The following is an 18,810-nucleotide window of genomic DNA, read 5'->3' as shown; positions in this document are numbered from 1 at the left end:
GTCCCACACTGATCGGTACTCCCCCTCGCTCAGTTGCTCCCGTGCTGGCTCTGCGCCTGAAGTGGGCATCGATCAAGGAACTGCTGACTTGCATAGTCTGGTGCCCCCTGCGCAATGCGTTGCTCCGGTGACATCGCCACTACCGCAGTTACTTGGCGCACAACAGTCTCTGTCGCCTGAGAGTCCCGATACGCCTGCCCCAGAGGGCCATAAGCGTGGGTAGCAACGAGGTGCTCTTCGACAGCCTCTTCGCTCATTCCCGACCGAAGCAATGACCCGGCCTGAACCGCGATCTGCCACTTGAACGTACAAGCTTGAACACGCGCGCCGTAGGCAATGCCTTCCTGCTGGCGCCTCTGCATGTCCGTGGTGTAGGTTGCGCGCGCCTGCTCGACGGTGGCCCGGTCGATCCACTGGATCCGCAACGGCTGCCCTGCCTTGGCATCTGCCACGCTCAACACACCGTCTTGTGTGCTTCCGTCCTGGAAGTGGGCGGTAGCGTAGCAAGCGAATGCTGCCAATCCAGCAACGTTGTCCCCTGGAAGTTTCAGGGCCAGCTTGTCACCTATTCCGACACCTGAGGTACCACTCAGTGAGGTCAAGGGCTTGGGGATGCCTCCGGGGACGGCAATCGACCCATTGAACCAGGACATCGCCCCGGGCGAGTTGAGAAAGGGCGCTGCGCAAGGATCCGGGGCAGCTGATCCACCGCCCGCATATGCCCCGGCCGCTTGCGTGATACCGCCAGCTGCGAGCAACAGGCACGCCGCTGCGAAGCAAGACGAAACTCTCATATCGCCCCCACTAGCCAACGAAGCTCTCATGACTACGCGCCCAGCGCTCGACCCACCAGTCCCTCGCCCACCAGGTGCTCGCCAATGCGACTAGGCTTACAGCCAGAGTCAGGATGCAGACAAGCTCAACCCACGGCAGCCACTGCCCAATGACCTGTTCGATGGCGCTGTACACCTGGATATTTGCCAGTCCGGAGTACCCCACCTCGCCCACGAAAATGGGCAGCAATGCCAACACGGCAAGGCGACCAAAAAAGCTCCTGATCTTCCGGAGCCACGGCAAAAGTTCCAACCTATGAGTCACACCCATCCTCCCCTGAAATGGCTACATATAGACCGGGAACGTCTCTCGGGCTGAGATCCTACCTTGGCACCAGGCACAGACGACCTTCGCCCTACCTAGAAGATCATGCGTGCGGCGGGAGTGATGGAGTTGATGATGTACCCGTCTGGTCCTTGCCATTCTCGAAGACGAATGATCGAGGCGGGCTGCTAAAGCACCGCGTGAAGGTGCCGAAATCTATATATACCCGGGCCAAAACACTTAACTACGATGATCCGCAGTCCAGCCATACTCCTTCCCCTCATTGCTGCATTCATTGGAACGCTTTCTAGCTGTGCCAGCGTAAATCCCATCCGGAGGCAGCCCATTGTCGTAAGCACCTATGCCTTCTCTAAGAGCCCATTCTTCAAAGATCGATCGGACACCGGCGCGATCGATAGACACGAAGGAAAGGTAGGCGTGACGTTTCCATATACCTACCCGCTCATGAGCGTCCGTGAATGCAACAGCGATCAGACTGCGTGCTCAGTGGGCGTCGTAAAGCTGCACAGCGACACCGTTCTTCAGGATGTCTCGGATACGGGGGCTACTGTTCTCGTCAGCGTGACGTACGATCTGGGGCGAAGCCAGGTCATCGGAGATACCGTCATGACTACACGCGAAGAGATTCCTAGCGACGTCCCTGCCCTCAAAGGTGCCAGCCACTTCGAGAAAACCGTGACCATTCCTTTGGGTGAGATGCGACATCTGACCTTTGACCACGGTGTGGAGTTCGGCATTTGCGTTGCCGCGGCCGATCAATACACGTTGCCGGCAAACGGAGCATGTGCAATGGATGACATCTTGACGGGCAAGCCCCCGAAGACACCAATCTCCAGCCTTTGACCCGATTTAGCCGCCCCATACCCATCAAGGGCCCACGGCCACGAGATGCCAAGCATCGATCGGCCGGGGGTATATCTGGGGGTACTTCTGGAAGTAAGCCATACAAACCGCGCCACATAGGGCTTTTCGGGCCCTATCACCGTACCAGGTTTTCGAGAAAGGCCCGACTTTTAGTCGGGCCTTTTCTTTTGTCTGTTTTATGGCATTCGCCTGAATTCACTTCCTCTCATGTCTCAGGTTCCATCCCGATAAAAAGGCGACTCTGGACCATCTCTGATTTCTGGTCCTCCCTGCCCCCCGTTTTCTCGCCCCTGCTTCCCCCCTTTTGCTACTCGCTCAATCAACGAGAGGCCGATACGCGCGGGTCGCAGGCTTAGCCCTTTCCAGATCGTATCGGGCCTGAAGTGCCAGCCAATAAAAGGCGGTGGTGTCGAAGATGAGAGAAAGGCGCAGCGCGATCTTGGGAGTGATGGGGTGGGTATCGGCGATGAACGCTTTAATCTGATCGGAAGGGATGCCGGAGCGGCGGGCCAGTTGGGCGGGGTTGAGTGCGCTTGGGATCAGGTAGGCGTGTAGCAGGATGTCGCCGGGGGCTCGCAGCGGCTGCGAGGGGTCCACTTCCGAATGCGGGGTGAGCTGGATCAGTTCCATAACTGTTCTCCCTGTCGGACACGGCCGCGCAGCGGATAGGCGCTTACAGCGCTCCGTGTCAGTGAATGCTTGGCAGCTTCGTCGGTGATCGCCCGAATGCAGCGCATCGCCATGCTGGCCGATGCGCCGTAACGGTGATTATCGGAGGCGTGTGGTGTTCACTCTGGGCTCGTCAGCGAGCAGGCGCGCGTACTGCTGAAGGCCGTGGATCGCCGTGCCCAGGCTGGCCGTGACGGCCACGGGAAGCGGCCATGGCAGCGGTCTGCCGGGGAATCCACGTGCCTGTGCGTGACGGCACTGCTCGCTGTCCACGCGCAGGCGCGTGAGGGCGAGCACCGCCAGGGCGATGTCGCCGCGAGTGCTGTGACGCAGGGTTTCGGGCCATGCCACCGCAGTGGATGACGGCCTGCCGGATGGAGGAGTGAGGGTGTCGTCAGGGGGAACGGACGAGCGAATGCGTACCGTATGATCTCGGGTAGCCATGATCAACTCTCGTTAAGTTGGTGATGGTTAGCGGGTCGTGGGTGTTCCTGCACTCACGGCCCGCGCCTCATGACCTGGTAGTCATGGTCACTCGCGAGGCCGTGCAATACGACAGCGCGAGTGACCGGCTGACCCTAACAAGCAGGGCTGGCATCGTCTGTCAGGGTTCGGCGAGATAGATGTCCACCTGGACGAAGCGGTGCATGACGGCGCAAGGCCGACTGAATGTCAGCACCATTCCCTTAGATGACACGGCAGTGCGCGCTCTCAAAAATGTGCAGAGGCTCATGAAATTGTCCCTGGTACCTTTTCATACGTAGACGCCATAGACGCCAAACTTCAACCAACACGTAATTCGTAGGTTAAGACCTCATCGATTCGCGATACGGTCAGCACGCCCTGAGTGCCCGGGCGGCGGTACCGTAGGGTGATGTCCACGACACTTCCACCCGCGACCATCTTGTAAATTTCGAGCACGGCGTCGGGGGCCAGGCGAAGATAATCTCCGCCAATCTGATGTTTGTCCTCCACAATCGCTGCGACGATTTCCGGATTGCTCTTCAATATCTTCAGGAACACCGGCGATGTCCGCTCGATCGGGTTGATCTTGGCTTGTCGCGAGCCGACAAGATCGTGCTCCTCAACTTTTAGCCGGCTCAGTGCGCTGGACCCGGATGGGCGCGATGTGAACGCGGTATCAGTCACGGCAGCCACGTTCGCCTTGAAAATCAGGCGACTGATTCCAACCTGCTGCACAGGCCGTTCCAGCGTCTGACCGAAGGCCGCTTCGGTCACTTGCACGTTGAGCAGACCGCCTCCGGCATCGAATATTCGAACGACGACATGCTCGCTTCGCCAGGTTCCAAACCACGACTCGGGTTTGCTACCAGTCAGCGGTTGCGGCACCGGCTTTACGCTTTTGGTATCGGTGAACGGCGGAGGAGGAAGCGTGGTGGATTCCGGAGCCACGGTGTTATTGATCGAAAACGTAGCTTCTATGAACGTATCGGATTCGGCAATGACCATCGGATAGAACGTAAGCATCCAGGGGTATGCCTGGGGAATCAAGAATACAAAGCGATCTCCGCCAGTATCTTCGCTCCCGCCACCTTGTTGAAGCTCAATAGGTGGAGGCCTCTTGTCACGAGTGTCGAACGCACCATCCCCAATCACTTCACGCGGATCGTACCTGTAAGCATTGACCCAGGCCCCTACCCCGTCCGATGAAAAAGCCACGTACGGGAGGTTCCAACTGATCTTGACGTAACAATCCATGGACCCGCCCATCTCGGGGTCAGGGATCTTGGTGCGGAATAGCGCCCATCCTTCAGTTCCGGTCGCGAAACTTCCTATCAGCGGGATGTCACCGCCTTGCTCAGCTCGGAAGAACTTCTTTTCGCCCGGTTTAACCACGCTCATGGATTGGGTGGGAGACTCATTATCCGCCCACACGCCATGGTCGAGATTGTCATCAATTAGTTCAATGTCACCCTTGCCGCTGTTCTTCATGACGCATCTTACTTTTCGCATGACTAGTCCTCGTTATCGACACACAAGATCCCCCAACGCGCGTTGGCGACGGCGTGTCTTAGAAAAGGGCGAAGGTGATGTGCGGGAAGAAAAGCCACGCCATGGGGCTGCTGATTGCGTGGCTTTACGACGCGTCACTCTAAGCGGGACGTGCGAGCGAACAATCAACCAAAAGTAGTAGCGTCATACCTAAGTAAATTTATGCAATGACGGCAGATTTACTTGTGCCAGAACGTCCGTTGGCGTTGCCCTGGTGGCATGACGAACGGGATCGATGAACGGGCCGGAAAAACAAAAGCCCCGACAACAAATCGGGCCTTTTTTCTTCCCCACCCACGCCCTACTTCTTCCGAAGCCCTATCAACAACCCCCGATTCCGCGGCAGCTGCGCCGCGCATGTCGAGTGCAGCTGGCCAATCTGACGAACGATGCGGTTCGCATTGAGTTGTGCCTGCACGCGCGTGGCTTCGAGTTGTTTGATGTGATTGCGCAGGTCGCCTTCGCGCTCGATGGCGCGCTGCTTTTGCGCGGCGTTGCGTTGGATGTTGGCGCGCAGGCGCTCTGCTTTCGCCTGGGACTCGGCGATCACGTGCTGCAATTGCATGTTGGTTGCGTCGAGTTGGACGCGGCGCACTTCGCTGCGCGCCCGTTGGTTTACCTGGAGCGCGAATTCGTCGAATGCCCTTTCGGCGGCCTCGGCGTCGGATGATTTCATGGCGCGCCACAGCAGGTCGTCCATGAAGAGGGCCGCGTAGAACTTCAGTTCGGCACCGTGGAAAAGAAGACGCGCCGAGTGTCCAAAGCTGTGCAGTTCGCGCAGCTCGGTGAATGCGCCGTCCTGCGCGAGCGCTTCCACTTCTTCGATATCGGCCACTTCGACGGCGTCGTTGGGATCGTAGTGTCGCGACCAGGCGACGGGGCTGGCTTCCGGGGCGGCCAGATCGCCGTGGACATTGGCCTCGATGTCCGCGTCGGCAACGACCACGCTTTCGTCGTCACCGCGAAAGACCAAGGAAAACTCTCTCATCGATGACGTTTCACTCATGACTTTCTCTGTGTGCGACGACGAAGCTCAGGAACCGGCCGATCAACGTCCGGGCCAGCGAAAGGCATGGCCAACCGGTTCGGCGTTGCCATGGTAACGGGGCAAGGAACTGCCAAGAAATGAGACCGTTCTTGAAATCGTGCCCCACGATCGACAAGCGTCATGCGCCGACCACCGGGGAAATTCACGCGGCGCGGCTCACAAGGGAGTAGTGTCGAGTGGCACGATCTGCGGAGGGCACCATCATGGCCGACGTCGCCGGGATGACCAGCAATGGTTTCAATTACACGGCCGAATATCTGCTCGCCGTGCACGACAGTGTCTGTTGGGCAGCGACCTTCCGCTTGAACGGTATCTATCACGGCATGCGCCACGGCCGGGTTTTTGCTGTGTCGTCGCTATCGACGACGGAGCTTGAACTGGCGTTGCAGGACGATATCGAGGATACCTGGGTCAACGAGCATTGACGGCCGGCGCTTGCATCGCGGCCGCGCTGCGGTCCGGTTCAGGCATACGCTGACACCCTTCCCTTTTGCACCCAGGCGCACCCTTGCCCGTATGTGGACGTGCATTCGCTGTCAATCCGAGTTGACCTCGAAGGACGCGCTGCCGTCCATCGACAGCTTCGGCGGTTATTTCATGTGTCCGGTGTGCGGCCGGCGAAACGGTCTGCATCAACTCGGCAGTCGGCGTGACGACGCTACGCTTGCGCTCGAACAAGTGGACGAACCGGAATAGACCACCGCACATGCGTGCTTTCCGATGCGTGATCTTCGGAGGATCGGCCACGATCATTGCAGGAAAGGGAACTGCCCTTGCTCATGCCAGCGGCGATTGTCGCTCACCAGCAACGACATCGATTCGCACCAGCCGTACACGGGACCGTGGTCGGCCAGTCGCGCTTCCAGTTCGTTGATGAGGGCAGCCTTCTCGTGTTGCACCTGGCGCGCCACTGACAGATGCGGCACAAAATCGGGAAACGCGCCCCCGCCCTTGGGGTGATCGGGAAACGCGCGTTCGAGCGCCGAGGCGATCTGGATGATCGGCTTGGCCGGTTCGGGCGCCAGCCACACGACGGAAGGAAACGTGCCGACGTGGGCGAGGCGGAACATCGGCGCGGGAATATCGGCCGCCACGTCGCGCAAGCGCGCCATCATGCCTGGCGTTATCAAATCGCTATCGATGAAGGGATAGATGAGCGTGATATGCGCGCCCAGCCCGCGACGCGCCGATGGGTCGTATTGATCGCGGAAGCTGCCGACCACGGCTTCGGCCTCGGGCACCAACAGCGCTAGCAGGGTACGCGCCATGGCTGGCTCGTCGCCTTCCTCAGGTTCGGCCGATGGCCGTGCACTTGCATTATGGCGCGGCGGACGACGGTGGCGACACCAACATGGCAACCAGGGACGCGGTGGCGGTTACCCCGCTTGCGAAAGCCGGGCAGCGCGCCAGGTCCGCTCAGCCAGCGCGCTTGAGCGGTATGCGCCATGCCATCGGCACGGCAGCCCAGGTCATGGGCTCCAGGCCATCGTCGCCCTGCAAGTCGCGAGCGAAGATAACGCCGGCATCTTCGCCCGCCTGTATTGCCAGGGAGGACGAGGCGAACAGCGCCGGTACTTCGGCATCGGCCAGGGGTTCCCAATCGGCGCGGTTCATCAACGGGGAACGGAACAGCGTCCATGTTCCCGTCCAGCAGGTCTTGCCGTCGCGCACGACTTCGAACGCGTCGCCCTGCACCAGGTAAATGCCAACGAGTACCGCCATGAAGAACTCCCTTTCGCTCTGCGCCATGTGGGGGGAAACCGTCGGTGGGGAAGCCGACCGGCTACATGGAACGCTGAACCCTCTGCAGGAAATAGCTTACGAATAGCTGACATGTAGGGAGCGTGGCAAAGGTCATGCTGGCAAGCGCATGAATTTGCGTCGTTTTTGCGGTGCGTCAGCGACCCTCCCGGCAATTCGGCCGGCGGCTTATCGCAGCGATTAGGACAGCTAGGGCGAATTCGTGAAGGCAGACCACCATTCGTGTGCCCTCACGATGCTGCAAGACAGCACGGAAAGCCGCCGTCACGCCGATGCGGCGCGCCGCTGACAGGCGGAGCCATCCCCGTCACGCCCTGTCCGGCACGGTTCCTCTGGCAGCGACCGTAGTCAGCTGGCGACCGAACGCGGCATCGGCACGCCTCGAATACTGCAAGCCACTGACCATCCAAAGAAATGAGAGCCCGCAAAGATGCAGTCCCGCGCGCCCTGGCCTGAACCGACACGCACGCGGACTCAGTAAATTTTCGCAATGAAAGGACCGCGAGCCGACTTAGAATGGCTGCGCTGTTGCAGCTCACCCAAGCACAGGCGCGCACGCGGCAAGCAGAAATTACCTTCGCGCACGGAGTGGCATCGACCGGATAGCAGTCGCAGCAGGTTTCATGAGCGCTCTCTGAAGACTACAAGCACCACGTAGGGTCAAACCTACAAGGCATGCTTGGTCGAGCAGCTAACCTTGGTCGGTTACACAGACACGGTATTGGGGACGGGCACAGTGACCCTTCGTATCATCCTCGCTGACGACCACCCTATTTTCCGCAGCGGCGTGCGCGCCCTGCTGGAAAACAACACCCAGGCCAAGGTCGTTGCCGAAGTGGGCTCGCCCGCCGAGTTGCTCGACGCCGTCGACAAGCATCCGTGCGAGCTGTTGATTACCGACTTCAGCATGCCGGGAGGCCAGATGGCCGACGGTCTGCAGATGCTTGGCATGGTCCGCCGTCGCCGGCCGGAGCTTCCTGTGGTGGTGCTCACCATGGTCAACAACGGCGGCGTGCTCAAGGCCATCCTGCAAACCGGAGCGCGTGGCTTGATGAGCAAGACGGATGCGCTGTCCGAACTGACGCTCGCCGTGCAGGCGGTGTCGCATGGGCGCGTATTCCTTAGCTCCGGCATCACGCACCTGATGGATGAGAGCGGCACCGGCGGCCACGCCGAGGATCAACCCGCCCTCTCCAAGCGCGAGACGGAAGTGCTGCGGCTGTTCGCCTCGGGCTTCACCGTCACCGAGATCGCGGGCCAGCTCAATCGCAGCGTCAAGACCATCAGCCGCCAGAAAATGGATGCGATGAACAAGCTGGGCCTGAAGAACGATCTGGACGTATACGCTTACGCCCGCGAGCACGGCATCCTCGCCTGATATGCGCGCCTGGCGGTAAGCGCAGCCGCAACGGCGCCGGCACCAGGCGCCTTGCTGATGGCACGTTCCTTGATTGTCTTAACCCCTGAAGCCTGACGCCTCGAAGAAGAAGAATCACTCGATGAGGCCCTGCTGGCGGCATTCCCGATCACCCAGCGTATGACCATTTGGCGAGCGTCAGGGGCGCTCATGCATGAACATGAATTTCTGCGTCGTGGACGAGACAGAGCACGAACTTCAAGTACTTTGTGAAGTTGACCAGTTGCCAGGACGGGTTGCCTGGCGTGCCCATATCTATGGCACTGTATCGTCCCAGGAGGAACTCAGCGGCGAAGCGGTGGACCACGATGCGGTGGCCGGACACGTCCAGGCCGAGGTGCTCGATCGGGGCATTTTCGCCAAAAGCTGACCTACAGCGTCATGGCGCTGACGAGGAGCGACATCAGGTAGTTCCATCCGCATAAGGAGCATGCGTACCGACTTGGGCTGCTGCATGAGTGTGGTAATGGCTTTTTCGACAGAACGCATAGTGCTGGCCTGGGTGGAGGACCTGGAGCAAGGGCTCGAAGAGCTCTCGCGAAGCCACCGGCAACCTCACCAGGACGAACTGCTGAAGGATCTGCTGCAATCGGCGCACGGTCTGCTGGCATTGTCCCAGGCCGAACTGCGCAAGCTTTCCGGTGCCGACGTTGCGTTGCTCGGCAACGAGACCGGCACCATCCAGTCGATGGAAGACATCCGCCAGCTGTGCACGCGCCTCCGCCAAGTTTTCAGAGCAGGCCACGGCGGTGACGTGGGCGAATCGAGCGATTGAAGTGTCTTGAGCGCTCTACCTGTGGGAGCGCACTTGTGCGCGACGGCCGAACGGAACGATCACACCGCAGCGCTGCGGTCGCCCATAAATGGCCTCCCACAACAGCACGCCCTTGCTCTACCTGTGGGAGCGCACTTGTGCGCGACGGCCGAACGGAACGATCACACCCCAGCGCTGCGGTCGCCCATAAATGGCCTCACACAACAGCACACCCCTGCTCTGCCTGTGGGAGCGCACCCTGTACGCGACGGCCGAACGGAGCGATCACACCCCAGCGCTGCGGTCGCCCATAAATGGCCTCCCATAACAGCACGCCCTTGCTCTACCTGTGGGAGCGCACTTGTGCGCGACGGCCGAACGGAGCGATCACATCCCAGCGCCGCGGTCGCCCATAAATGGCCTCCCACAACAGCACACCCTTGCTCTACCTGTGGGAGCGCACTTGTGCGCGACGGCCGAACGGAGCGATCACACCCCAGCGCCGCGGTCGCCCATAAGATGGCCTCCCACAAAAAACACAGCGGGCCCTGCCGTCTCATCCCCCACCAACGCAAAAGCCGGCATCGCTGCCGGCTTTTGTGCATCTGCGCAATGGTGCCCCCGATACGATTCGAACGTACGACCTTCCCCTTAGGAGGGGGACGCTCTATCCAACTGAGCTACGGGGGCAGCGGGCCGGATTTTGGCATGGAACGGGGGGCGGCGCGAACCCGTTAACGGCCCCCTGCTAGAATAGGCGTTTTCTTCCCGGCGCCTTTCCCGCGCCACGGTCTGGAGTCAAGCATGTCCCACGAAATCCTCACCGCCCTCGGTCTCGGCCAGTCGCACTCGGGCACCTACCTGGGCCAGGGCGAGTGGTCGAAGACGACCGACGCCGGCACGCTGAATCCGGTCAATCCCGCCACGGGCGAGGTGATTGGCGCGGTTCACGCATCCAGCGCGGCGGATTACGACCTCATCGTCAAGCGCGCGCAGGAGGCCTTCAAGGTGTGGCGTACCACGCCAGCGCCGCGTCGCGGTGAAGCCGTTCGCCTGTGCGGCGAAGCGCTGCGCAAGCACAAGGATGCGCTCGGTTCGCTGGTCGCGTTCGAAATGGGCAAGATCAAGCCCGAGGGCGATGGCGAAGTGCAGGAGATGATCGACATCGCCGACTTCGCGGTGGGCCAGAGCCGCATGCTTTACGGCTACACCATGCACTCGGAGCGTCCGGGCCATCGCATGTACGAGCAGTACCAGCCGCTGGGCCTGGTCGGCATCATCAGCGCGTTCAACTTCCCGGTCGCGGTGTGGGCGTGGAACGCATTCCTCGCGGCCATCTGCGGCGATATCTGCATCTGGAAGCCCTCGCCGAAAACCCCGCTCTCGGCCATCGCGACCATGAAGATCTGCAACGAGGCGCTGAAGGAAGCCGGCTTCCCGGACATCTTCTTCCTGTTCAACGATGCGGGCACCGAGCTTTCGCAGGCCTTCGTCGACGATCACCGCATCCCGCTGATCAGCTTCACCGGTTCCACCAAGGTGGGTCGCCAGGTGGGCGAGCGCGTGGCCAAGCGCATGGGTCGCTCGCTGCTCGAACTGGGCGGCAACAACGCCATCATCGTGGACGAGACCGCCGACCTTAAGCTGGCGATTCCGGCCATCGTGTTCGGCGCCGTCGGCACGGCCGGCCAGCGCTGCACCACCACGCGCCGCCTGTTCGTGCACGAGTCGATCATCGGCGACGTCACCGACAAGCTGGTCGCGGCGTACAAGCAGGTGGAAGGCAAGATCGGCGATCCCACGCTCGCCACCACGCTGATGGGTCCGCTCAACAGCCCGGAGGCCGTCAAGGCCTATCTCGCCGCGGTCGAAAAGGCCAAGGCCACGGGCGGCAAGGTGCTCGCCGGTGGCGCTGCGCTCACCGACCGCAAGGGCAACTTCGTACTGCCGACCATCGTCAGCGGCGTGAAGAACAGCGACGACGTGGTGCAGACGGAAACCTTCGCGCCGATCCTCTACGTGATGCCGTTCAAGACGCTGGATGAAGCCATCGAGCTGCAGAACGCCGTGCCGCAGGGCCTGTCCTCGGCCATCTTCACGCAGAACCTGAAGTCGGCTGAGCAGTACCTGTCGGCGGCCGGTTCCGACTGCGGCATCGCCAACGTCAACATCGGTACGTCCGGTGCGGAAATCGGCGGCGCGTTCGGTGGCGAGAAGGAAACGGGCGGCGGTCGCGAGTCCGGTTCGGATGCATGGAAGGTCTACATGCGCCGCCAGACCAACACCATCAACTACTCCAACTCGCTGCCGCTGGCGCAGGGCATCAAGTTCGATCTGTAAGGATGTGGCAACCGTGCATCCCGGTGAACGCCGGGATGCACGACGAAGGAAGTACCTGCAGGCGCACGGTCATCGACAACAGGAGTTGCAACGATGGAAGACGCACGACCCGCACAGGTTGTGCCGACGTTTAGTTCGCTGGCGATTTTCAGCTTGATGTTCGCGGTTTTTGCCTGGACGGTGCTGCCCGTGATGGGTTTGGCCTCGGCCAGTTTCAACATCTACAACATGATTGCCATGCCGCTCAGCGGCTCCGTGATCGGCTCGATCTGCGCATGGATTGCCGAGCGGAGAATTCGCCGCTCGGATGGCATGTTGCGTGGCGAAGGCCTCACCAAGGCCGCAAGAATCATGGCCTATGGGCAATATGCGCTGTTGGCGCTTTGGCTGGTCATCGTCGCGCTGGAAATGCCGTTCATGGGGCCGAACAAGATCTATATCCACTGACCCTGATCGGCCATTGCTCGCAGGCAACCTCTACCACTCGCAGGAAGTGCACGACATGAGCTACCAGCCCGCCGCCAGTCGCACGACCAATACTCTCGCCGTGATCAGCCTGGTCTTCGGCATCGCCTCGTGGACCGTCTTGCCGCTCGTGGGCGCCGTCCTCGCGATCGTCTGCGGACACCTGGCGCGCAAGGAAATCCGTAGTGCGCCGTTGAATTCGGTGGAAGGCGATTCAATGGCTGTAATCGGGATGGTACTGGGGTATCTACAGTTTGCTTTCCTTGTACTGGCCGTGCTGGCTGCCTTCGTACTGACGGCCCTCGGCATCGGGCTCTTCCTGCATTTCTTGCCGTGGCACGCGTCATGACGAACGCGACAGACGCCCTCAAGCCACCCTTCGATTTTCGCGATTACCGCGTCGTCGTGGCGGGGGGCAGCAAGGGCATCGGTCGCAGCATCGCGCTGGCGTTTGCCGAAGCGGGCGCGGCCGTATCGGTATGTGCCCGTGGCCAAGCGGCGCTCGATGAAGTCCGCCACGAGATCGCCGCTCATGGCGTGACCGCGCACACCCAAAGCTGCGACCTCGCCGACGCGGCTTCCATCGAAAGCTACATCCACGATGCCGCCGATGCGCTCGGTGGCATCGACGTGCTGGTGAACAACGCCAGCGGCTACGGTTTCAGCGATGACGACGACGGCTGGCTGGCCGGCTTCAACGTCGACCTGATGGCGGCCGTGCGCGCCTCGCGTCATGCCCTGCCCCATCTCAGGAAGTCGTCGCACGGGTCGATCCTGCACACCTCGTCGATCGCCGCGTTTCATCCGGGCGTGCGGGGGCCGGCTTATGCGGCGGTGAAGGCGGCGCTGAACCAATACACGACCTCGCAGGCACTGCAGCTCGCCGAGCATCGCATCCGCGTCAACGCCATTGCGCCCGGCTCGATCGAATTTCCCGATGGATTGTGGGATCGCCGCAAGAGCGAAGCGCCCGAGCTTTATCAACGCACGCTGGCGAAGATTCCCTTTGGCCGTTTCGGCAAGCCCGAAGAAATCGCCCACACCGCGCTCTTCCTCGCCTCGCCGTTCGCCAGTTGGATCACCGGCCAGACGCTGTGCGTCGATGGCGGCCAATTGCTCACGGGGTAATGTCATGACCGACTTGAAGTCCACCGAACGTTTCAGCGACCGCGTGGCCGACTACGTCCGTTTTCGACCGGACTATCCGCAGGCCATGCTCCAATGGCTGCAAAGCGAGTTCGGCGTCACCCCGCACTGGCTGGTGGCCGACATCGGCGCCGGCACCGGCATTTCCAGCAAGCTGTTCCTGGATGGCGGCTACCACGTGATCGCGGTGGAACCCAATGCACCGATGCGCGCGGCGGCCGAGAGCTGGCTGGGCGACGATGAGCGTTTCAAGGCCGTCGATGGACGAGCCACCGCCACGGGACTCGACGATGCCAGCGTCGATCTGATCGTGGTCGCCCAGGCCTTTCACTGGTTCGACCAGGAGGCGACGCGTGCGGAATTCCAGCGCATCCTGCGCCCCGGCGGACTGGCGGCGATCATCTGGAATTCGCGCCGGCTGGTCGGCACGCCGTTCTTGGAAGGCTACGAAGCGCTGCTGAAGCAGTACGGCACCGATTACACCAGCGTCGCCGAACGCTATGGCGACGAGCCCTCCCTGCGCGCCTGGTTCGGCGAGGGCTATCTCGGCATGGGTCGCTTCGACCACGGCCAACGCCTCGATTACGAAAGCCTCAGCGGACGACTGCTTTCATCGTCGTATGCTCCGCGCGAAGGCCACCCCAACCATGCGCCGATGATGCAGGCCCTGCGCGAGCTGTTCGATCGCTGCGCGGTCGATGGGCGCATCGGCTTCGACTACGACACTGTTATCTACGTGGGCCAATTGTCCTGACTATGTACGACCTCATTCGCCCTCTGTTGTTCGCGCTCGATGCGGAAACGGCGCACCGCGCGACGCTTTACGGCCTCGACGTGGCCCACCGCAGCAACTTCCTGCATCTTGTGGCCAAGCCGCCGGAAGAGCTGCCCACCAGCGCATTCGGCATACGCTTTCCCAATCCGGTGGGTCTCGCGGCCGGCCTGGACAAGAACGCCGATCACCTGGACGCGCTCGGCGCGCTGGGCTTCGGTTACGTGGAAGTGGGCACCACCACGCCGCGCCCGCAGCCCGGCAACGACAAGCCGCGCATGTTTCGCCTGCCCAGGCACGAGGCGGTGATCAACCGCCTGGGCTTCAACAACGATGGCGTCGACGCACTGGTGCGCAACGTGCGCCAGTCCAGCTATCGCGGCGTGCTCGGCATCAATATCGGCAGGAACAAGGACACGCCCAACGAGAAGGCGGTGGACGACTACCTGTTCTGCCTGGAACGCGTCTACGCGCTGGCCAGCTACATCACGGTCAATATCTCCTCGCCCAACACGCAAGGCCTGCGCGATCTGCAGGAAGAAGCCACACTGCGCCGCTTCATCGAAACCTTGCGCGAGGCGCAGGAACGGTTGGGCTCGCAGAGCGGCGCGCGCAAGCCGATGCTGCTGAAGATCGCGCCGGACCTGAGCGAGACCGAACTCGATGCCATCGCCGACGTGCTGCTGGCCGCCAAGGTGGACGGCGTGATCTGCACCAACACCACCATCGACCACTCGGCCGTGGCGAGCGATCCACACGGCAACGAAACCGGCGGCCTTTCCGGCAAACCGTTGTTCGCCCGCTCGACGGCGGTGCTGCGCGGCATGCGTCAACGCGTGGGCGAGCAGCTAGGCATCATCGGTGTGGGCGGCGTTCTCGACGGCAGCGATGCTGCGGAGAAGATCGCTGCCGGCGCATCGCTGGTGCAGCTCTATTCCGGCATGGTCTATCGCGGGCCCGCGTTGATCGCCGAATGCGTCAACGAAATCCGCCGCCGGCAGGAAACCGTCCATGCCGGCTGAACGTATCGACATGGGCGGCTATACGCTGATAGAAAACGCATCGCTGGCCACGCGCAACACGCTGCGGGTGAATGCGCGTGCGCGGCTGCTGGCGGAAATCCACGACGCCTCCAAGCTGGCCGAACTGCTCGACTTCCCCGCCGTGCGCCAGGGCAAGCTGCTGGTGCTGGGCGAAGGCAGCAACCTGCTGTTCACCGGCGATGTCGATGGCACCGTGCTGGCGATGGCCACGCGTGGCGTGCAGGTGGAACACGATGGCGACGTCGCCCACATCGCGGTGGCCGCCGGCGAGCGCTGGGACGACTTCGTGCGCTGGACGCTGGGCCAGGGTTTCGCCGGCCTGGAAAACCTCATCCTGATTCCCGGCACCGTGGGCGCCGCGCCGATCCAGAACATCGGGGCGTACGGCACCGAGGTCGCGGAGTTCATTGATAGCGTGGAGGCCTGGGATACCAGGGAGCATCGCGTGGCCGTGCTCGATCGCGCCGCCTGCGCGTTCGCCTATCGCGACTCGGTGTTCAAGCACGAACCGGGGCGTTACATCGTCACCGCCGTGCGCTTCGCGTTGCCCCGTTCGCGCGAGCTGCGCATCGACTACGCCGGCATCCGCGAGGAGCTGGCGCGCATGGGCATCGAGAAGCCGGCGCCATTCCACGTCGCCGAGGCCGTGGTGCACCTGCGCACGAAGAAGCTTCCGGACCCTGCGGTGATCGGCAATGCGGGCAGCTTCTTCAAGAATCCCATCGTCGACGCATCGGTCGGCGAAGCGCTCAAGCGCGAACATCCGGAACTGGTGTCGTGGGTCGGTGGCGACGGACGCTGGAAGCTTTCCGCGGCGTGGCTGATCGAGACGAGCGGGTTCAAGGGCGAGCGCGAGGGAGACGTCGGCATCTCCAATCGCCATGCGCTGGTGTTGGTGAACCATGGACGGGCTACGGGTGGCGAGCTGTGGACCTTCGCGCAGAAGGTGATCGAGGGCGTGCGCGCGACATTCGGCGTGACGCTGGAGCCGGAGCCGGTGGTCGTCTGACCACCGATGGCTTGGCTGCTGTCCCTGTGGGAGCGCACTTGTGCGCGACAGCAGCGTAACCGGCTTCCGCTCCGTTGGCTTGTCGTGCACAAGTGCGCTCCCACAAAAAAAATGCTGTTCCGATGCGGTAGCCTCATAGGGTCTGCCCTGCACCGGAATGTCCGCATGCGTATCCGCAACGTACTAGTCCAGACCATCCTCGCCACGGCGCTTGCCCTGGCCGCCACCGCCCACGCGGAAAACCCCGTCTTCCCCGGCTGGTACGCGGACCCCGAAGCGGCGATCTTTCAGAACCAGTACTGGATCTACCCCACCACGTCGGCGCGTTACGGCGAGCAGACGTATTTCGATGCGTTCTCCTCCACCGACCTGGTGCATTGGACGAAGCACGAAAGCGTGCTGCGCATGGCCGACGTGCCGTGGGCGAAGAAGGCGATGTGGGCGCCGGCCATGGCCGAGAAGGACGGCAAGTACTACTTCTTCTTCGCGGCCAACGACATCCAGAACGACAAGGCGCTGGGTGGCATCGGCGTGGCGGTGGCCGATCGTCCGGAGGGCCCTTTCAAGGACCTGCTCGGCCGGCCGCTGATCGACGCGTTCCACAACGGCGCGCAGCCGATCGATCCGTTCGTGTTCCACGACGACGACGGCAGCTGGTATCTGATCTACGGCGGCTGGAAGCACGCCAACGTGGTGAAGCTCAAGCCCGATTTCAGCGGAGTGGTAGCCACGCCGGACGGCAAGACCTATCACGAGATCACTCCGTCGCCGCAGTACGTGGAAGGCCCGCTGATGTTCAAGCGCAACGGCAAGTACTACTTCATGTGGTCGGAAGGCGGCTGGACCGGCCCCGATTACTCGGTGGCCTACGCCATCGGCGATTCGCCGATGGGGCCGTTCAAGCGCATCGGCAAGATTCTCCAGCAGGATCCGAAGATCGGCACCGGTGCGGGACACCACTCCGTCTTTCATGTCGCGCGCGATGACAGCTGGTTCATCGTCTATCACCGCCATCCGCTGGGCGATACCGACGGGAATCATCGCGAAGTGTGCATCGACCGCATGACGTTCGATGCCCAAGGCCACATCGTGCCGGTGCAGATCACCCGCGAGGGCGTGCCAGCGCACGCCCTCTGAGCATTACGCTCAGGCGACCTTGCGTTCCAGGTTGGGCAGGAACGCGGTGATGATGCCGATCAGCGGCAGGTAGGCGCACAGGCCGTACACGTATTCGATGCCGCGCACGTCGGCGATGTGCCCCAGCACGGCGGCGCCGATGCCGCCCATGCCGAACGCGAAGCCGAAGAACAGCCCGGACACCATGCCCACGCGGCCGGGAATCAGCTCCTGCGCGTAAACGAGGATGGCCGAAAACGCCGAGGCCAGGATCAGGCCGATGATCACGGTGAGCACGCCGGTCCAGAACAGGCTGGCGTGCGGCAGGATCAGCGTGAACGGCGCGACGCCGAGAATCGACGCCCAGATCACCCACTTGCGGCCGATGCGATCACCCACCGGGCCGCCGATCAACGAGCCGGCCGCGACCGCGAACAGGAAGACGAACAGATGCGTCTGCGCGTTCTGCACGGACACGCCGAACTTGTGGATCAGGTAGAACGTGTAATAGCTGCTGAGGCTCGCCAGATAGAAATACTTGGAGAAGATCAGCAGGCCCAGGATCAGCAGCGACCATGACACCTGCGCCTTGCTGAGCACCATGTGCGACGCGCGCCGGGCCTTGGCCTTGCCGCGCTCGGCGTGGTGATCGCGATACCAGCGACTCACCTGCAGCAACACCACGATGGCGAGCAGCGCCGCCAGCGAGAACCACGCCACGCTGCCGCGCCCGTGCGGCACGATGATCCATGCGGCCAGCAACGGACCCAGCGACGCGCCCGCATTGCCGCCCACCTGGAACAGCGACTGCGCCAGCCCGTGACGCCCGCCGGAGGCCATGCGCGCCACGCGCGAGGATTCGGGATGGAACACCGACGAACCGGTGCCTACCAGCGCAGCGGCCACCAGCAGGATGCCGAAGTTGGGCGCGGTGGCCAGCAGCAACAGGCCGCACAGGGTGAAACCCATGCCTACCGGCAGCGAATACGGCATCGGCTTCTTGTCGGTGACCAGACCCACGGCCGGCTGCAGCAGCGAGGCGGTGATCTGATAGGTCAGCGTGATCAGGCCGATCTGCGCAAAGCTGAGGTTGAAGCCGCTCTTGAGAATCGGATAGATCGCCAGGATCAACGACTGGATCATGTCGTTGAGCAGGTGCGAGAAACTGATCGCACCCAGGATACGGAAATCGGTGCTGTGTTCGGCGTTGCTATCGGCACGGGCGGGGGACGGCGCGATCAACGGCATGTCTTCGACGCGGGTTTGCATGGGGA

At 62.2% G+C, this 18,810-nt stretch carries 21 protein-coding genes and 1 tRNA gene; 13 read left to right on the top strand and 9 right to left on the bottom strand.

The genetic code is table 11. From position 1 onward, the window contains the following. Positions 1-29 precede the first annotated feature (29 nt). The gene (locus ACN9MB_RS07380) at positions 30-452 is read right to left on the bottom strand and encodes a hypothetical protein (protein WP_426271320.1); all 423 of its coding nucleotides are present in this window, start codon (positions 450-452) and stop codon (positions 30-32) included. Positions 453-1,536: 1,084 nt separating this feature from the next. On the opposite strand from ACN9MB_RS07380, the gene ACN9MB_RS07375 reads away from it, so the two are divergent. Beyond that, positions 1,537-1,962 (top strand): hypothetical protein, encoded by a 426-nt coding sequence (locus tag ACN9MB_RS07375; RefSeq protein WP_426271319.1) that lies wholly within the window; start codon positions 1,537-1,539, stop codon positions 1,960-1,962. 336 nt (positions 1,963-2,298) lie between these two features. On the opposite strand, the gene ACN9MB_RS07370 is transcribed toward ACN9MB_RS07375, so the two are convergent. The 4 genes from ACN9MB_RS07370 to ACN9MB_RS07355 all read right to left on the bottom strand — a co-directional run bounded on the left by ACN9MB_RS07370 (position 2,299) and on the right by ACN9MB_RS07355 (position 5,653). Then, on the bottom strand, positions 2,299-2,613 hold the full coding sequence (locus tag ACN9MB_RS07370) for a HigA family addiction module antitoxin (RefSeq protein ID WP_426271317.1): 315 nt from the start codon (positions 2,611-2,613) through the stop codon (positions 2,299-2,301). A 138-nt stretch (positions 2,614-2,751) separates the two neighbouring features. Beyond that, the gene (locus tag ACN9MB_RS07365; RefSeq protein ID WP_426271315.1) at positions 2,752-3,096 is read right to left on the bottom strand and encodes a hypothetical protein; all 345 of its coding nucleotides are present in this window, start codon (positions 3,094-3,096) and stop codon (positions 2,752-2,754) included. A gap of 339 nt (positions 3,097-3,435) precedes the next feature. After that, positions 3,436-4,605 (bottom strand): hypothetical protein, encoded by a 1,170-nt coding sequence (locus ACN9MB_RS07360; protein ID WP_426271314.1) that lies wholly within the window; start codon positions 4,603-4,605, stop codon positions 3,436-3,438. Positions 4,606-4,966: 361 nt separating this feature from the next. Next, positions 4,967-5,653, bottom strand: a complete 687-nt coding sequence (locus ACN9MB_RS07355; RefSeq protein WP_426271899.1) for a DUF2968 domain-containing protein — start codon at positions 5,651-5,653, stop codon at positions 4,967-4,969. A 263-nt stretch (positions 5,654-5,916) separates the two neighbouring features. On the opposite strand from ACN9MB_RS07355, the gene ACN9MB_RS07350 reads away from it, so the two are divergent. Then, the gene (locus tag ACN9MB_RS07350; RefSeq protein ID WP_426271312.1) at positions 5,917-6,138 is read left to right on the top strand and encodes a TonB-dependent receptor; all 222 of its coding nucleotides are present in this window, start codon (positions 5,917-5,919) and stop codon (positions 6,136-6,138) included. Between the two features lie 324 nt (positions 6,139-6,462). On the opposite strand, the gene ACN9MB_RS07345 is transcribed toward ACN9MB_RS07350, so the two are convergent. Together ACN9MB_RS07345 and ACN9MB_RS07340 are read right to left on the bottom strand one after the other, a co-directional pair. Then, complete coding sequence (locus ACN9MB_RS07345; protein ID WP_204635429.1) at positions 6,463-6,981, bottom strand: 2'-5' RNA ligase family protein; 519 nt, start codon at positions 6,979-6,981, stop codon at positions 6,463-6,465. A gap of 148 nt (positions 6,982-7,129) precedes the next feature. Then, positions 7,130-7,435, bottom strand: a complete 306-nt coding sequence (locus ACN9MB_RS07340; protein WP_426271310.1) for a hypothetical protein — start codon at positions 7,433-7,435, stop codon at positions 7,130-7,132. A gap of 775 nt (positions 7,436-8,210) precedes the next feature. On the opposite strand from ACN9MB_RS07340, the gene ACN9MB_RS07335 reads away from it, so the two are divergent. The 3 genes from ACN9MB_RS07335 (at position 8,211) to ACN9MB_RS07325 (ending at position 9,666) form a co-directional block, all read left to right on the top strand. Beyond that, positions 8,211-8,852: a response regulator gene (locus tag ACN9MB_RS07335; protein ID WP_204635427.1), complete on the top strand. Its 642-nt coding sequence runs from the start codon at positions 8,211-8,213 to the stop codon at positions 8,850-8,852. A 193-nt stretch (positions 8,853-9,045) separates the two neighbouring features. Beyond that, the gene (locus tag ACN9MB_RS07330; RefSeq protein ID WP_204635426.1) at positions 9,046-9,261 is read left to right on the top strand and encodes a hypothetical protein; all 216 of its coding nucleotides are present in this window, start codon (positions 9,046-9,048) and stop codon (positions 9,259-9,261) included. A 60-nt stretch (positions 9,262-9,321) separates the two neighbouring features. After that, positions 9,322-9,666, top strand: coding sequence for a hypothetical protein (locus ACN9MB_RS07325; protein WP_426271308.1), 345 nt, complete (start codon positions 9,322-9,324; stop codon positions 9,664-9,666). Positions 9,667-10,258: 592 nt separating this feature from the next. Here ACN9MB_RS07325 and ACN9MB_RS07320 read toward each other — a convergent pair. Beyond that, positions 10,259-10,335: transfer RNA gene (locus ACN9MB_RS07320), tRNA-Arg, on the bottom strand. A gap of 114 nt (positions 10,336-10,449) precedes the next feature. Here ACN9MB_RS07320 and ACN9MB_RS07315 point away from each other — a divergent pair. The 8 genes from ACN9MB_RS07315 to ACN9MB_RS07280 all read left to right on the top strand — a co-directional run bounded on the left by ACN9MB_RS07315 (position 10,450) and on the right by ACN9MB_RS07280 (position 17,557). Beyond that, positions 10,450-11,985, top strand: coding sequence for an aldehyde dehydrogenase family protein (locus ACN9MB_RS07315; RefSeq protein WP_426271306.1), 1,536 nt, complete (start codon positions 10,450-10,452; stop codon positions 11,983-11,985). A gap of 93 nt (positions 11,986-12,078) precedes the next feature. After that, positions 12,079-12,432 (top strand): hypothetical protein, encoded by a 354-nt coding sequence (locus tag ACN9MB_RS07310; protein ID WP_204635423.1) that lies wholly within the window; start codon positions 12,079-12,081, stop codon positions 12,430-12,432. 55 nt (positions 12,433-12,487) lie between these two features. Next, a complete protein-coding gene (locus ACN9MB_RS07305) occupies positions 12,488-12,799 on the top strand; it encodes a DUF4190 domain-containing protein (RefSeq protein WP_426271305.1) in 312 nt (103 codons plus the stop codon). Further along, positions 12,796-13,578, top strand: a complete 783-nt coding sequence (locus tag ACN9MB_RS07300) for an SDR family NAD(P)-dependent oxidoreductase (protein ID WP_426271303.1) — start codon at positions 12,796-12,798, stop codon at positions 13,576-13,578. The genes ACN9MB_RS07305 and ACN9MB_RS07300 overlap by 4 nt, the downstream gene beginning before the upstream one ends. Before the next feature lie 4 nt (positions 13,579-13,582). Further along, entirely contained in the window at positions 13,583-14,350 is a 768-nt protein-coding gene (locus ACN9MB_RS07295; RefSeq protein ID WP_426271301.1) for a class I SAM-dependent methyltransferase, read from the top strand. 2 nt (positions 14,351-14,352) lie between these two features. Then, positions 14,353-15,390, top strand: a complete 1,038-nt coding sequence (locus tag ACN9MB_RS07290) for a quinone-dependent dihydroorotate dehydrogenase (protein ID WP_426271299.1) — start codon at positions 14,353-14,355, stop codon at positions 15,388-15,390. Beyond that, positions 15,380-16,420 (top strand): UDP-N-acetylmuramate dehydrogenase, encoded by a 1,041-nt coding sequence (murB, locus tag ACN9MB_RS07285; RefSeq protein WP_426271297.1) that lies wholly within the window; start codon positions 15,380-15,382, stop codon positions 16,418-16,420. The genes ACN9MB_RS07290 and murB overlap by 11 nt, the downstream gene beginning before the upstream one ends. A 165-nt stretch (positions 16,421-16,585) precedes the next feature. Continuing rightward, complete coding sequence (locus ACN9MB_RS07280; protein ID WP_204635418.1) at positions 16,586-17,557, top strand: glycoside hydrolase family 43 protein; 972 nt, start codon at positions 16,586-16,588, stop codon at positions 17,555-17,557. A gap of 9 nt (positions 17,558-17,566) precedes the next feature. Here ACN9MB_RS07280 and ACN9MB_RS07275 read toward each other — a convergent pair whose 3' ends face one another. Beyond that, the gene (locus ACN9MB_RS07275) at positions 17,567-18,805 is read right to left on the bottom strand and encodes an MFS transporter (RefSeq protein WP_426271296.1); all 1,239 of its coding nucleotides are present in this window, start codon (positions 18,803-18,805) and stop codon (positions 17,567-17,569) included. Between the last annotated feature and the right edge of the window lie 5 nt (positions 18,806-18,810).

The organism is Dyella kyungheensis (assembly GCF_049913195.1).
GTDB lineage: Bacteria > Pseudomonadota > Gammaproteobacteria > Xanthomonadales > Rhodanobacteraceae > Dyella > Dyella kyungheensis.
The sequence above is the reverse complement of the archived record's forward strand: the minus strand, read 5'-3'. Positions and strand labels throughout refer to the sequence as shown.

Bases quoted from the DNA above. Each gene is read 5' to 3' on its own strand.
- ACN9MB_RS07370 (WP_426271317.1), bottom strand. From the start codon at position 2,613: ATGGAACTGATCCAGCTCACCCCGCATTCGGAAGTGGACCCCTCGCAG.
- ACN9MB_RS07365 (WP_426271315.1), bottom strand. From the start codon at position 3,096: ATGGCTACCCGAGATCATACGGTACGCATTCGCTCGTCCGTTCCCCCT.
- ACN9MB_RS07360 (WP_426271314.1), bottom strand. From the start codon at position 4,605: ATGAAGAACAGCGGCAAGGGTGACATTGAACTAATTGATGACAATCTC.
- ACN9MB_RS07355 (WP_426271899.1), bottom strand. From the start codon at position 5,653: ATGAGAGAGTTTTCCTTGGTCTTTCGCGGTGACGACGAAAGCGTGGTC.
- ACN9MB_RS07350 (WP_426271312.1), top strand. From the start codon at position 5,917: ATGGCCGACGTCGCCGGGATGACCAGCAATGGTTTCAATTACACGGCC.
- ACN9MB_RS07345 (WP_204635429.1), bottom strand. From the start codon at position 6,981: ATGGCGCGTACCCTGCTAGCGCTGTTGGTGCCCGAGGCCGAAGCCGTG.
- ACN9MB_RS07340 (WP_426271310.1), bottom strand. From the start codon at position 7,435: ATGGCGGTACTCGTTGGCATTTACCTGGTGCAGGGCGACGCGTTCGAA.
- ACN9MB_RS07330 (WP_204635426.1), top strand. From the start codon at position 9,046: ATGAACATGAATTTCTGCGTCGTGGACGAGACAGAGCACGAACTTCAA.
- ACN9MB_RS07325 (WP_426271308.1), top strand. From the start codon at position 9,322: ATGCGTACCGACTTGGGCTGCTGCATGAGTGTGGTAATGGCTTTTTCG.
- ACN9MB_RS07315 (WP_426271306.1), top strand. From the start codon at position 10,450: ATGTCCCACGAAATCCTCACCGCCCTCGGTCTCGGCCAGTCGCACTCG.
- ACN9MB_RS07310 (WP_204635423.1), top strand. From the start codon at position 12,079: ATGGAAGACGCACGACCCGCACAGGTTGTGCCGACGTTTAGTTCGCTG.
- ACN9MB_RS07305 (WP_426271305.1), top strand. From the start codon at position 12,488: ATGAGCTACCAGCCCGCCGCCAGTCGCACGACCAATACTCTCGCCGTG.
- ACN9MB_RS07300 (WP_426271303.1), top strand. From the start codon at position 12,796: ATGACGAACGCGACAGACGCCCTCAAGCCACCCTTCGATTTTCGCGAT.
- ACN9MB_RS07295 (WP_426271301.1), top strand. From the start codon at position 13,583: ATGACCGACTTGAAGTCCACCGAACGTTTCAGCGACCGCGTGGCCGAC.
- ACN9MB_RS07290 (WP_426271299.1), top strand. From the start codon at position 14,353: ATGTACGACCTCATTCGCCCTCTGTTGTTCGCGCTCGATGCGGAAACG.
- murB (WP_426271297.1), top strand. From the start codon at position 15,380: ATGCCGGCTGAACGTATCGACATGGGCGGCTATACGCTGATAGAAAAC.
- ACN9MB_RS07280 (WP_204635418.1), top strand. From the start codon at position 16,586: ATGCGTATCCGCAACGTACTAGTCCAGACCATCCTCGCCACGGCGCTT.
- ACN9MB_RS07275 (WP_426271296.1), bottom strand. From the start codon at position 18,805: ATGCAAACCCGCGTCGAAGACATGCCGTTGATCGCGCCGTCCCCCGCC.